This is a genomic window from Rummeliibacillus sp. BSL5 (assembly GCF_052928305.1).
The window spans coordinates 117,512-131,388 of record NZ_JAVGCV010000001.1 but is presented as its reverse complement, the minus strand read 5'-3'; the positions used below and the strand labels follow the sequence as shown (position 1 = coordinate 131,388).

General features: G+C 36.9%; 11 protein-coding genes and 1 other annotated feature. All 11 genes read right to left on the bottom strand.

Annotated features, from left to right (window positions below; genetic code table 11):
• Positions 1-42: 42 nt before the first annotated feature.
• Complete coding sequence (locus tag RCJ93_RS00660) at positions 43-390, bottom strand: hypothetical protein (protein ID WP_150284786.1); 348 nt, start codon at positions 388-390, stop codon at positions 43-45.
• A 395-nt stretch (positions 391-785) separates the two neighbouring features.
• Positions 786-1,250, bottom strand: coding sequence for a hypothetical protein (locus RCJ93_RS00655; RefSeq protein ID WP_150284787.1), 465 nt, complete (start codon positions 1,248-1,250; stop codon positions 786-788).
• Positions 1,251-1,726: 476 nt separating this feature from the next.
• Positions 1,727-1,978: a hypothetical protein gene (locus RCJ93_RS00650; protein ID WP_446738126.1), complete on the bottom strand. Its 252-nt coding sequence runs from the start codon at positions 1,976-1,978 to the stop codon at positions 1,727-1,729.
• A gap of 560 nt (positions 1,979-2,538) precedes the next feature.
• Positions 2,539-4,461 carry a threonine--tRNA ligase gene (gene thrS / locus RCJ93_RS00645; RefSeq protein WP_446738125.1) on the bottom strand — a complete coding sequence of 641 codons (1,923 nt, stop codon included), beginning with the start codon at positions 4,459-4,461 and terminating at the stop codon, positions 2,539-2,541.
• A 97-nt stretch (positions 4,462-4,558) separates the two neighbouring features.
• Positions 4,559-4,793, bottom strand: a binding site (T-box leader).
• 58 nt (positions 4,794-4,851) lie between these two features.
• The gene (gene dnaI, locus RCJ93_RS00640; protein ID WP_446738124.1) at positions 4,852-5,796 is read right to left on the bottom strand and encodes a primosomal protein DnaI; all 945 of its coding nucleotides are present in this window, start codon (positions 5,794-5,796) and stop codon (positions 4,852-4,854) included.
• A 1-nt stretch (position 5,797) separates the two neighbouring features.
• Complete coding sequence (locus RCJ93_RS00635; RefSeq protein WP_150284791.1) at positions 5,798-7,600, bottom strand: DnaD domain protein; 1,803 nt, start codon at positions 7,598-7,600, stop codon at positions 5,798-5,800.
• A 21-nt stretch (positions 7,601-7,621) separates the two neighbouring features.
• Positions 7,622-8,101 (bottom strand): transcriptional regulator NrdR, encoded by a 480-nt coding sequence (nrdR, locus tag RCJ93_RS00630; RefSeq protein WP_066788799.1) that lies wholly within the window; start codon positions 8,099-8,101, stop codon positions 7,622-7,624.
• A gap of 201 nt (positions 8,102-8,302) precedes the next feature.
• The gene (locus RCJ93_RS00625; protein ID WP_392992768.1) at positions 8,303-9,325 is read right to left on the bottom strand and encodes a glyceraldehyde-3-phosphate dehydrogenase; all 1,023 of its coding nucleotides are present in this window, start codon (positions 9,323-9,325) and stop codon (positions 8,303-8,305) included.
• A 148-nt stretch (positions 9,326-9,473) separates the two neighbouring features.
• Positions 9,474-10,067: a dephospho-CoA kinase gene (coaE, locus tag RCJ93_RS00620; RefSeq protein ID WP_147196136.1), complete on the bottom strand. Its 594-nt coding sequence runs from the start codon at positions 10,065-10,067 to the stop codon at positions 9,474-9,476.
• Between the two features lie 15 nt (positions 10,068-10,082).
• Complete coding sequence (mutM, locus tag RCJ93_RS00615) at positions 10,083-10,955, bottom strand: bifunctional DNA-formamidopyrimidine glycosylase/DNA-(apurinic or apyrimidinic site) lyase (protein ID WP_446738123.1); 873 nt, start codon at positions 10,953-10,955, stop codon at positions 10,083-10,085.
• Positions 10,956-10,967: 12 nt separating this feature from the next.
• Entirely contained in the window at positions 10,968-13,592 is a 2,625-nt protein-coding gene (polA, locus tag RCJ93_RS00610) for a DNA polymerase I (protein ID WP_446738122.1), read from the bottom strand.
• Positions 13,593-13,877 lie beyond the last annotated feature (285 nt).

Sequence of the window (13,877 nt, the reverse complement as noted above, 5' to 3'; positions counted from 1 at the left end):
AAAAAGGCTATAGTAAATTACTATAACCTTTTCGGTTTTTATTTATTTGTTGATAACATCAGCATTTGTTAATCCAGCTTTTCGGGCAATACGTGATAATTGCATTTTTAATATTGTGTTATTTTGCACTACAAAGATAACTTTTTTGAATCCTGCTTGAAGATATAGGCCCATAGCAGCTTCTAATGCTTCAGCCATTTCTTGATTCAACACTTTCATACCTGTGCAATCTACATCCAACTCAAAATTACTTGCATCAACTGAAGCTGCTGTTTGTTGAAATTCCGTAGCAAAACGTTGTGCTTCTGGGATTGACATTTGTTCTCCCACAGTTACTTCTACCTTTTTAGCTGAAATATTTTTTGTGATTTTATAAGTGGATACTGACATAGTCTTACTTTTCCCCTTTTAATATAAATATTTAAGAAAATATGGTGTTTTTACCTTTTCCCTAGAACATTTTAACAAACTAATAATAAAGTTGCAAAATCATTTTTGATAAAAGAGGATACAAAGGCACATTATTCACATATTTTTCACATAAAATTGTCTCTGTATATTTTTAAATTAAGTATACTTTATACCTACAAAGACATCTAACATAATAATTTTCTACTACCATTTAACCGGAGCGTTGACTTAGATGTAGGTGAATTAAGAGCTTTAGCTCACTTTTGCATACTATATATCTTACTTAGACTCTTTTCTTTTGTTTATTATTATAGCTCTCAATAGTTATGTTGCTCCTAAATAAGTAATTCTTTAACTTTAGGACTTCAAAGAATTTAATACTTAATTAAAATTACTTCTTCTACATCAAACTGAAAAATAACAATTTCATTATTTGATAACTGAGTTACTTTTACTCTCTCCTGACTATCTATTGGTAACTCAAAATTTAAACCGTCTAATGATTTAATTATGAAAAAACAAAATCCATTCACATATTCATATTCTCTAAGAATGCTTAGGATTTTATTAACGTTATTTTTTCTTGTAATACTTATCAAAGAAAATGAGTTGTTCTTTTTAAAAATGAGATAATCTAGGTCTAATTTTGCTAACATGAAATTAGAAACTAAAATTACAAAACTATATTGTTTCTCCCAATAATTTTTAAAAACGCTTTTTGGATTTGCTTCTAACATATGATTTAGTTCTCTTGGTTCTTCATTTGTTAGGAGAGAAAGTACAAATTCATTTTCATATCGGTCCTCTAACAATTCAAAATCTCTTCTCTGATAGATCATTCCTTATTTCTCCTTTTTTCTACAAGTTTAATAACCTCTATAGATATTTGTGAATTCAATCAGCATTATACTTAATATTAAAAGTCAAATTATTAATAAACAATGGAGTGTCCTATATATTGATTATGGAATTTCTGCATTTGAAGTTGTTGAAAAAACTAGGAAAACAAATAGATTATATGATATATGTTTCAAAATCTTTAAAGAACTAAGAAGAATAGACTTAATGAATTAGAGAAGTTACTTGATCATCCAAATGATTATGTAAAGTTCAAGCCAGCTACCCATTTTCTATCAGTAAATAAAGAAAAAGCAAAAGAGATATTAAAACCTTTAGCGAGGAAACCTGAGCTATGTGGTCTTAGTACGGAAATGTTACTTAACGAATGGGATAAAGGAAATTTTAAAAAATTATCTTAAATAAAAAATTCAAAGGATTTTGTTAGTAGTCCTTTGAATTTTACATTTTTTATATATTATTTAATAAGATGATCAATTTTTAAAATCTCATTTGTAATAAAGTTACTAATAATTACAAAGATAGGTAATACGAAAATTTTTGTTGTTTTCATTAATCTATATGTCATTTCCATCGAGTAAAAAATACATACAATCGATAAGATCATCGTGCTAATACTGATACCCTTTTGCAAATCCCAAATAGCTTGCAAGTAAAAAGCAGAAAAAATAAAGATAAAAATAAAGATAAAAAGTTTAAAGTAATTCAATATATTAGTCCCCTTTTAACCATTGTTGTCCCCTAAACTCCTAAATCTATTTGTCTCATAATGAATAATTTAAAATTTATAAATAAATCTTAGAGTTTAATAATAAAACAAAAGAATAATTCCAAATAGAAAACAAGCGATCACAAATGTAACATAAAAACCAGGCATCCCTAAAGTAACCTCAAGTATTATCGAAAGAATGGTTTTAGGTAAACTCGATTTACTCTCTTTATAATCTTTTATTAACAAATTGATTAGCCAAATTAAACTTACTACTACTATTAATTCTAATAAAATACCAATTAATATGTGCACTTTAATATTTCTCCTTTTGCTATCAACTATAAATATTCTTCCCCATACTTTATAGATGACATAAGAAGAGTAGCAAGATACCTTCTTGAGATTGAATTCTAAAAGTAAAATTTTAATAAAATAGCATAAAAAAATAGTAACTTACTTTTCGACAAAAATAAACTACTTAAGAACAATTATCTAAATTTATTTAAAATCAAAAAGCGGCTTTTCGTCTAATAAACGAAAAGCCGCTTTTGATACATCTAGCCTAAATGTTGTACGTCTTCTAAAATTTTATTTAGGAATTCATCAAATGGAACAGTTTCAGAATCCTTAGAGCCATACTTGCGGACATTGACGCTGCCATCAGCCATTTCTTTGTCTCCTAGTACAAGCATGTACGGAATCTTTTTCATTTGTGATTCACGGATTTTGTAGCCCAGTTTTTCGTCTCGGTAATCCATTTCTACACGTAAGCCTTTTGCTTGAAGTTTTTCTTGTACGCTCTTCGCATAATCGAAGTGCACATCGTTGGAAACAGGTATTACTTGAACTTGCACTGGTGCTAACCATGTTGGGAATGCACCTTTATATTCTTCGATCAAGAATGCAACAAAGCGTTCCATTGTTGATACGACACCGCGGTGAATAACAACAGGACGATGTTGTTTGCCGTCTTCTCCTACATAGTTCAGGTCGAAGCGTTCTGGCAATAAGAAGTCAAGCTGTACAGTGGACAATGTTTCTTGTTTGCCGATAGCAGTTTTTACTTGAACATCTAGTTTAGGGCCATAGAATGCCGCTTCCCCTTCAGCTTCATAGTAATCTAATCCTAATTCATCCATTGCTTCTTTCAACATGCTTTGCGCTTTATTCCACATTTCATCATCATCAAAGTACTTTTCAGTATCTTGTGGGTCTCTATAAGACAGACGGAATTCGTAGTCATCCAAGTTGAAATCTTTATATACAGCTAAGATAAGTTCCACTACTTTTTTGAATTCTTCTTTGATTTGATCTGGACGAACGAATAAGTGTGCATCGTTTAGAGTCATGCCGCGGACACGTTGAAGGCCAGATACAGCGCCACTCATTTCGTAACGATGCATAGTGCCAAGCTCTGCAATACGTAGCGGAAGGTCGCGATAAGAATGCATAGATGATTTGTACACCATCATATGGTGCGGACAGTTCATTGGACGAAGCACTAGAGTTTCGTTATCCATCTCCATCGGTGGGAACATATCTTCTTGGTAATGATCCCAGTGGCCTGAAGTTACATACAAGTCTTTTGAACCAAGAACTGGTGTGTAAACATGTTTGTAGCCAAGAGAGACTTCTTTATCAACGATGTAGCGTTCGATTGTACGACGGATTGTCGCACCGTTTGGCAGCCATAATGGAAGGCCCATGCCGACTAATTTGTTGTTAGTGAATAATTCAAGCTCTTTCCCAATTCTACGGTGGTCACGTTCTTTTGCTTCTTCTAGCATTTGTAGGTGTGCTTTTAAATCTTCCTTGTTAAAGAAGGCAGTACCGTAAATACGTTGAAGCATTTTGTTGTCGGAGTTTCCTCTCCAATAAGCACCAGCGATAGAAAGCAGCTTGAATTCTTTAATTTTTCCTGTTGAAGGAACATGGACACCACGGCAAAGGTCGAAGAATTCGCCTTGTTCGTAGATTGATACTTGTTCATCTTCAGGAATAGCTTCAAGAAGTTCCACTTTGTATTCATCATCTGCAAAGCGTTTTTGCGCTTCTGCACGCGATACGTCGTGACGAACGATTTCAAGGTTTTCAGCTATAATTTTTTTCATTTCTTTTTCAATGCGCGGGAAATCCTCTGAAGTGATTGGTTCAGGTGAATCGATATCATAGTAGAAGCCACCTTCAATGACTGGTCCTACACCAAGTTTCACGCCATCGAATAAACGTTTTACAGCTTGTGCAAGTAAATGTGCAGTTGAATGACGCATAAATTCTAATGATTCTTCATCATTCGGTGTTAAGATAGCAATAGTACCATCACTTTCAAGAGGTGTTTTTGTGTCTACTAAAGCACCATTGAATTTGCCGGCGATTGCTTTTTTGCGTAGTCCTGGACTGATAGATAAAGCGACTTCATCTGTAGTAATGCCTTTTTCAAACTCTTTTACTGAGCCATCTGGGAATGTTAATTTAATCATTTTTCATCTCTCCTTTTTATTTTTTCAAGAGCTCTAGGCCACAAGCTAGGAGATTTTTTGTCCATTTGTTTTTAAATACACAAAAAAACCTCATCCGCAAAGGGACGAGGTTTGTGCTCGTGGTTCCACCCTTCTTCCTTCTAAACAAGAAAATCCTTGTATAGACGAAGCTCAAGATCGGTTAACGGACCGCTTCCGGCGACAATTACTGTTCTCTTTCACTGACGCTGCTCCAAGGGGGTAAATTGAATGCCGTTACTAAGAAGCTCTCACCAGTTGCTTCTCTCTCTTTAAGCCGTACAGACAATTGTTGTCCTTTTCTAAGCATTTAATATTTAGATTATGTTTGAAATTATAAACTGAATCTTTTTGAAAATCAAGTGAAATCATTTAATCTTGATAAAGCCTTCTGTTTTCACCAATCATCTCAAAGTCTGTAGTAAGAGCCTTGACGCGCTCCATGATACGAGCTGCTTTCATGACATCTACTTCCCCTTTTTGTGTTGTCGCGAAATGTTTCTCCAATTGCTCATAGTCATAATTGGAGGTAATGAAGACTGGCAAACCCTCATTCATCCGATATTGAAGAATGGTACCAATGATTTCATCTCTCGTCCAAGCAGACAAGTTCTCTGCACCTATATCATCCAGCATTAAGACGGGTGCTTTTTTGACGAAATCTACTTTTTCTGACAGCGTTTGATCACCAATAGCACTCTTTAATTCACTTAGAAAATCTGGGACATATACCATAACTGTTTTAATTTCCATGGTTGCCAATTCATTGGCAATGGCGCCAAGTACATATGATTTACCGACACCAAAGTTGCCATAAATATAATAGCCAGTCTTCGGTAATTCACCTGTTTTGCGTACTTTTTGAATAAACAGTTCTGCTACATCACTGATTGTTGCCTTAGAAGGATTACTTTTATCCAAGTCATCAATACGAGCTTTCAATACATCCTTAGGCATATGCATACTAGAAATCATCGAAGCTGCCCTGCGACGGTTATCTTCCATCCTCTTAGTTTGGCACGGAATGTACTCAAGATCGATTTGACCTCTGATTACAGTGAGTTTCGGAATAAAGCCATTAATAGCATTTTTACAGAGAGCGACAGATTCGCAAGCACTGCAGTCATGATGCTGGTTGACATATTCATATAGCTTGCCTAAACCTCTTTCGACCATTTCCCTATTGGCAACTTGATCGTTTTCAGCGAGAAACTTTTGAACATTTTGATTCTCTAAGATCTCTTTTTGCATTTCGTTATAGCGTGATTGAAATTGTGAATCCATGATTTTTTTCAGTTCTCTGTTAATCGGCTGCATGTTATGAATCCACCTCTCCTTCTTTCAATCCTAATTTTTTCATTACTTCTTGCCGTTTCTTATCATAATCGGTATGAGTCGTTTCTTTGTTTTCCTCTTTTTTCTGCTGTTGCTTCATTTTATTTTCATAGTACCAATCAGGTACATTTTGCTTTTGGTTGTATGGTTGATTTTTCGGGGTATATTGCTTTCGATTCTTTTGGAGCTGATAATCCTCCGCAAATTTGAACGCCCCTTCAGCACTTTGAACATTATTCTTTCGCCAATTTGTTGCGATAGACTGAAGAAAAGAACTGTTTAGATTAGCGTTGCTTACATAGTAAGCATAATGAATTAATGTATTCATAACTGATTTATTAATGTCGTCATATTTCGCTGTAAAATCTTCAACCACCTTAACATCTTTCTCAAAAGGCGTTTTCCCTTTTACAAGCATGCTTAGCAATTCCTTCGGTGAGGCTTGCTCCAGTATTGTAATAGCCTCTTTTTTTAAAGCAGCAGGATTTTGAAAATCCTTGTCTACAAAATGAGCTAAATGATAGAATGCACCTGCGCTTGCTTTGAGAACTTTATATTCTTTTGTATAATCTTTCTTTTCGCTAGGAAGCTGTTGTTTTGGGTCATTGCTTTTTTGTTCTTCAAATTCCCTCGCTAACTTCATTGCTTCCCGCGCCGTTTTTACACCTGTATGTCGCCAATGAGAGGCAATGGTCTCAATGTATTTGCGGTTAAGCTTTCCATGGTTACGCAGAAAAACATAGTGAATGAGAACATTGACAACAGGTGTTGACATCTCATATTGCATTACCAAGTCTTCCACTAATTGAATATCATTTGGGAACGGTTCTCTACCGCCCGCTACATCTTTTAGGACATCGATGGGTGAAGAAGATTCAAACCATCGGATTAATTCCATTTCCATCGGATTTAAGTCTTCTTCTATAATTGGCGTATGCTCAAATACTTCTTGTTTTTTTGCAATCGGCTGCATGGACGGTGGCTCTTTTGAAACGGTGAGTTTATAGTAATCTGCTGCTTCTTTCTTCAATCGTAGATCACTTAAATTCATCCCGTCATCTAATGCTAGAAGAATCACTTTTTGCATATCAAATGGAGTCAAATGATATAAAAAGGCCAACTTTGCAATCGTAGCTTTAATTTCTGCTGTCAGAATGGAAGAAGGGACAAGCTGTTCAGACAGACTCGTCCGCAGCAATTGAAAATCGAATTCTTCGTAGTGGAACGGTAGCTCTTTCGGCTTCTCCTGTAAACCCGTCAATTGGATACCATCTGATGGAATATTATGCGAAACGGGACGATACACATCCGTGAATGAACGTGACACCTCTTGATACCCAAAGTTCGATAACCCTTTTGTCACAAAACGCTGGCGCAAATTACGGTAAGCCGTTTCGCCAATCTTGCTGAACAAAAACATGGAAAGAAGCGGATCATCAAAGAAAGCAGCGGCATCAAGCGGCGGCATGACATCATATATAAAAGAACGTGTTTCTTGTTCGTCTTTACGCCATGTGCGTAAAAGACCAATTGCTTCTAGTGCAATCCTCGATTCAAAGATACGCGCAATAGGCAAATCTAATGAATTCATTAAATGATAATGGGACATGGAGTAATCATCTATATTTTCTCCCTCTGCCCATAATAAAAAATAAAGGCTGATCGGCTCTGCACCGATCAACGGTTGATATAGTAATGTAATTAATTTTCGATCATAGCTGGACAAGGGAAAAGGCACACGAATAGTTAAGCGATCAACTGGTTGCAGTTCTTTAAATAAGTTCATTAGCCCACATCTCCACCTTGTTTAGTGTCCACTTTCGGTTTCCTTTGACTGTCTTTCAATTAGCTCTCTTAATTCATCAATAAATACATTAATATCTTTAAATTGGCGGTAAACAGATGCAAAGCGGACATACGAAACTTCATCTATTTTAGAGAGACGCTCCATGACCATCTCGCCAATATCCTCAGAACGAACTTCTGCATTGCCGATCCTACGGAGACATTGTTCAATATTAAAAACCAGTTCCTCCAACACATTTAAAGCGACTGGTCGTTTTTCACATGCACGGATGAGCCCCCGCAATACTTTCTCACGGCTAAATTCTTCGCGTGACCCGTCTTTTTTGATGACAATCAGCGGCATTTCTTCTACTTTTTCAAATGTAGTAAAGCGATAACTGCAAGATTCACATTCTCTTCGGCGGCGTATCGCTTTATTATCATCAACAGGCCGGCTATCGATCACTTTTGTTCCATTATATTGACAAGCTGGACATTTCATAATTTTTCTCTCCTGATTACGCAACATATTAGTTTATCTATTATATCAAAAAATGTGCGAAATAGCCGAAAAAAGTGTACCAAAAACGGAACAAGCGTATAAATAGAATGCATGTGCCTCTTTTTGAGTACTTATAGGTCTTAACTAAATAAAAAACCTTCTAACCTAGTAGTAGGTTAGAAGGCTATCTGACATTAAATTCTATACATTTACAGTTTCTTTTAAACCTGCGACTACTTTTTTCGTTAAGTCTACTACTCTCGCAGAATAACCCCATTCATTATCATACCAAGCAAGCACCTTAACTTTATTGTCACCAATTGTCATCGTAGACAGACCGTCAATAATTGCAGAAGATGGATTGCTGTTGAAGTCGCTTGATACAAGAGGCTCCATTGTAAATTCAAGGATTCCTTTTAGCGAACCTTCAGTTGCTTGTTGGAATGCTTCATTCACTTCTTCAGCTGTAACATCACGTTTCAAATCTACAACAAGGTCAACAAGTGATACGTTTGGTGTTGGAACACGTAATGCCATACCGTGCAATTTTCCTTGTAATTCCGGTAATACAAGTGTTAGCGCTTTCGCGGCACCTGTAGATGTAGGAATAATAGATTCAGCACATGCTCTTGCACGACGCAAATCTTTATGTGGATTGTCTATATTTTTTTGGTCATTCGTATAAGAATGGACAGTCGTCATTAATCCGTTCTCAATTCCGAATGTGTCGTTTAGTACTTTCGCGACAGGCGCTAGACAGTTTGTTGTACAGCTAGCATTAGAAATGACATCATGTTTTGCAAGATCAAGTTTATCATCGTTTACACCCATTACTACTGTAATGTCTTCATTTTTACCCGGCGCTGTTAAAATAACTTTTTTTGCGCCTGCTTCAAGGTGCAAAGCTGCTTTGCTACGCTCATTGAATTTACCTGTTGCTTCAATGACAAGATCAACACCCAACTCTTCCCAAGGTAAATTTGCTGGATTACGGTCACTTACAAGTTGTACGTGTTTGCCGTTAACAATCAAAGCATTCTCAGTGGCTTCGATTTCACCTTCAAATTTACCGTGTGTTGTATCATATTTCACCAAATGAGCCAATGTCTCAGCAGGATAGCTAGCATTTATTGCCACAATATTAAGATCATCTTGCAAAATCGCTTGGCGGAAAACCATACGGCCGATACGACCAAAACCATTAATAGCGATAGAAACTGTCATGAAAAAAATCCTCCCTGTTTAGCGCGTTATACTTAATTACTTATCTCACAAATAGTATAACACATTAAACAGAAAGGAAAACCTATTATAGTGCTTATAGCTTAAAGTTTATATTTTCAGTATATTTTCAGACAATTGTATACTTTAATTAAATAATGTCCCACTCTTTTAGAATAGCTAACAATTGTGTACGTGTATTCTCTAAGTCACGATTGTTATAAATGACTGCATCCGCACCTTTTTCTTTTTCAGAGAGAGGCAGCTGCGTAGCAATTCGTGCTAACGCTTCTTCCTTGGATAAATGATTTCTCTCCATCAGGCGAGTTAATTGGTTCTCTTCTGTCACAGAGACAACAAGGATTTTTTCAACAAAATGCTGCAGATGGCTTTCAAACAATAAAGGAATATCCATTACGATATGTGGCTCCCCTGCTTCAGTTAATTCATCGCGTTGTCTCAGCATTTCTTGCCGTATAGCTGGATGCATAATCGAATTTAACTCTACCCGTTTAGCGGGATTATGGAAGATGATTTCTCCCAATTTTTCACGGTTTAACTCACCGTTTTCTAGTAATACTTCTTTGCCAAATACTTCGCTTATTTTCTCCAATGTGGGGGTTCCTGGTTCTACAACGATGCGTGCTACAAGATCTGCATCTACAATCGGCAGTCCTACTTCCTCCAGCATTTTCGCTACTGTACTTTTTCCGCTGGCAATGCTCCCAGTCAAGCCGATAATCAAATTACTCACTCACCTTTAATGTTGGCAATGCGGACAATAAACCGAATTCCTGCCCGCGATTACCATTTGTTTTGTATTAGTATGACATATTGGACATGCTTTCCTACCGTACATTTGAAGACGATTTTGCATGCTCCCTGCTTCTCCATTTATATTCCGATAGTCTGATATACTAGAACCGCCTGCTTCTATACTTTCTTGTAAGATAGCGACAATGTGTGCGAATAAGTCTTTTTTCCGCTTTTCACTAATGCGGGCCATTTTCCTGTTCGGATGGATTTTCATTCGGAAAAGCGCTTCTGTTGCATAAATATTGCCACATCCAGCAACGACATGACTGTCCATGATTACTTCTTTCACAGGTTTATTCGCATATTTAGGCAAGGCAGATTTCATTAAGAAATATTCCAGTGCGCCCGGTGAAAAGGGTTCAGGAGCAATCTCAAGCAAAGGCGGATGATCGGCAATCGAATCAAGGAGCCTTAACTCCCCAAATCGCCTAATATCCGCATAAACAAGAAATTCATCCTCTTCAAATGCCAATATGACATGGATATGCTTGCGAAACTTTTCTTCTTTGATTTCATTGAGCGAATGGACATGAAACCAAGCGCCTGTCATACCCAAATGATTGACGAGAATCGCTTCATCTGCCCCATCCTCCAAAAAGAAATATATATATTTGGATCGTCGTTCAACATCCATTATCTTCGTCCCTTTCAACCTATTAGAAAAGGTCTCAGGGTCCATCCCTTTTATAATACACGCCTTCCCTTTGTTGATCGATGTACAGATCGTATTTGAAACCTCGACGTGGCGGATAGTTTTTCCCGCCACGACAGGTTGAAGCGAACGTACAACGCCTTCTACTTCTGGTAATTCAGGCATGTTATCACTTCCTTACTTTGTTTCATACCACGTATCGCCTGAAGCGAATTCTGCTTTTAGGGGCACTTGGAGCTTAATGGCATTCGCCATCACTTCAGGTACTAATTTTTCGAGTATGGCGATTTCTTCATTCGGTGCTTCAAAAATCAATTCATCGTGCACCTGCAATAACATTTTTGCTTTTAGGTTATGCTCTTTTAAAGCTTTTGCCATATCTATCATCGCTTTTTTGATAATATCTGCCGCACTGCCTTGGATTGGTGTATTCATTGCTGTCCGTTCTGCAAAGCTTCGCAGATTAAAATTAGAACTATGCAGATCAGGTAGATAGCGGCGACGATTTAAGATGGTTGCTGCAAATCCTTTTTCTTTGGCTTCTTTAATACTTTCTGCCATATATTTTTTAACGCCTGGGAAACTGGATAGATAGCGTTCGATAAAGTCTGCAGCTTCTTTTCGCGTAATATTTAAGTTTTGAGATAACCCATAATCACTAATACCATAAACAATCCCAAAGTTTACTGCTTTTGCGGCACGTCTCATATCGGAAGTCACTTCATCTGCTTCTACATGGAATACCGTCATAGCCGTTTTTGTATGAATGTCTTGATCATGCACAAAAGCGCTTTTCAGATTTTCATCATTCGCCATATGTGCGAGAACTCTCAATTCAATTTGCGAATAATCGGCAGCAAATAGTTTCCATTCGGGATGAGAAGGCACAAATGCTTGGCGGATTTTTCGTCCCTCTTCCAAACGCACTGGGATATTTTGCAGATTAGGATCAATAGAGCTTAATCGTCCAGTAGAGGTTAATGCTTGCTGATAGCGTGTATGGATTTTCCCATCTTCTAAAATCACTTTTAACAAGCCTTCAATATAAGTGGATTGCAGCTTCCCTAGTTGACGGTATTCTAAAATATGCTGGATAATCTCATGCTCCGGTGCCAATTTTTCGAGCACATCAGCAGCTGTAGAATAGCCGGTTTTGGTCTTTTTAATTATTGGTAGGCCTAATTTTTCAAATAGAATAACACCCAGCTGTTTCGGTGAATTGATATTGAATTTTTCGCCAGCTGCTTGGTATATTTCTTCTTCAATACTCTTTAATTTTTCAGCAAGCTCTCGGCCCATCTCAACAAGACGTTCCCGATCTACTGTAATTCCTTCACTTTCCATTTCACTAAGGATCGAAGCGAGCGGCAATTCCAAATTTCGATATAAATCAAATTGTTCATTCTCTTTTAATTGTTCTTCAAGCTTTGTCTGCAAGTGGAAAACAGCGTTCGCTTTTCTGCTCGCATGTTCTGCAATGACTTCTTGGCTAGGGATCGCTTTCTTCGCACCTTTGCCATAAATAATGTCATTGGTTTGGACATCGCGATAACCAAATTCTTTTGCTACAGCTGCTAAATCATCTGTAGACATTGCTGGATTCACGATATAAGCCGCCAGTATTAAATCGAATTCTACTCCTTTTAAATGAATATTGCTTCGATAAAGAGCTGATTGTATCGCTTTGGAATCAAAAACATATTTTTTCTGATTATCGTCCTGAAGCCAATCAATTAACTCGGATGAATTTTGCAATTGTTCAAATGGGATATAATACGTCTTGTTTCCGTTTGATAAGGCCAGACCAAAACGTTTGCATGTATGATAGCTCTCATTTTCAAGTTCCAAATGAATCGCCATTGGACTTGCCAATTGATCTTTTGTTATTGTTTCGACGATATCCAGTTCGATGGCTTCAATTTCCTTTTCCTCGGTTTCAAATTCGCTCTTTTGAATCAGAGACTTAAAGGATAGATCTTGCCATAAAGAGAACAGCGTATCGACATCAGGTCCTTCATAATTTAACTCTTCAATCTTAATATCTATCGGTGCTTGGCGATTGATGGTTGCAAGCTCCTTACTCATTTTTGCTTGTTCTTCATTTGCTGCCAGTTTTTCCTTCAGCTTGGCACCGCTAACTTCATCGATATGCTGATAGAGTTCTTCAATGGTCGGGTATTGTTTAAGCAATTTGATGGCTGTTTTTTCCCCGACACCTGGCACTCCTGGAATATTATCGGATGAATCGCCCATCAAGCCTTTCATATCAATAATTTGATGAGGTGTTAGCCCATACTTTTCTTCAATATGGCTTGGTGTGTAATGTTCGATATCTGTAATTCCTTTGCGTGTAATATACACGGTTGTGTTATCAGATGCGAGCTGCGTTAAATCCTTGTCGCCTGATACAATAATCACTTCGAGTTTTTGCTCATCTGCTTCTTTACTTAGTGTCCCGATGATATCATCTGCTTCATAAAGATCTAATTCATATTGTTTAATACGATACGCATCTAGTAATTTCCTTAAATAAGGGAATTGCTCAGATAGCTCCGGCGGCGTTTTTTGTCTCCCACCTTTATACTCTGAATAGGTGCTGTGGCGGAATGTGGTTTTCCCTGCATCAAATGCTACTAGCATCTTTGTTGGCTTTTCTTCTTCTAAAATCTTTTGTAGCATGGTGGTAAAGCCATACACCGCATTGGTATGAATACCTTGGTCGTTCGTTAACAACGGCAGCGCAAAAAATGCTCGGTATGCCAAACTATTTCCATCCAATAACAGCAATTTTTCCTTTGTCATTTTGGCACTCTCCTAGATATGTTTTTCTTCATATAGTTATCATTCAACAAATTATATACTGAGGCTTCTTCGCTGTGTCGATAGCCCACTTTGATAGATACACTTTGCTCTTCTTCATATTTTACCATGCATGCTTCTGGAAAGAAAAAAAGACGCAGACCCTATTTATGACTCAGTTGAATTTACTTAATCTAATCGAGAGTAAGCGGCACGCATGCATTTATAGGTAGTTATCTTTACCCTTATAATTCATTTACAAAGAGCAAAATGCTTTTTAACTAAATA

Excerpts from the sequence above, each read along its gene's own strand:
- RCJ93_RS00635 (WP_150284791.1), bottom strand. The coding sequence starts at position 7,600 with ATGAACTTATTTAAAGAACTGCAACCAGTTGATCGCTTAACTATTCGT.
- dnaI (WP_446738124.1), bottom strand. The coding sequence starts at position 5,796 with ATGCAGCCGATTAACAGAGAACTGAAAAAAATCATGGATTCACAATTT.
- polA (WP_446738122.1), bottom strand. The coding sequence starts at position 13,592 with ATGACAAAGGAAAAATTGCTGTTATTGGATGGAAATAGTTTGGCATAC.
- RCJ93_RS00660 (WP_150284786.1), bottom strand. The coding sequence starts at position 390 with ATGTCAGTATCCACTTATAAAATCACAAAAAATATTTCAGCTAAAAAG.
- RCJ93_RS00655 (WP_150284787.1), bottom strand. The coding sequence starts at position 1,250 with ATGATCTATCAGAGAAGAGATTTTGAATTGTTAGAGGACCGATATGAA.
- RCJ93_RS00625 (WP_392992768.1), bottom strand. The coding sequence starts at position 9,325 with ATGACAGTTTCTATCGCTATTAATGGTTTTGGTCGTATCGGCCGTATG.
- thrS (WP_446738125.1), bottom strand. The coding sequence starts at position 4,461 with ATGATTAAATTAACATTCCCAGATGGCTCAGTAAAAGAGTTTGAAAAA.
- mutM (WP_446738123.1), bottom strand. The coding sequence starts at position 10,955 with ATGCCTGAATTACCAGAAGTAGAAGGCGTTGTACGTTCGCTTCAACCT.
- nrdR (WP_066788799.1), bottom strand. The coding sequence starts at position 8,101 with ATGAAATGTCCAGCTTGTCAATATAATGGAACAAAAGTGATCGATAGC.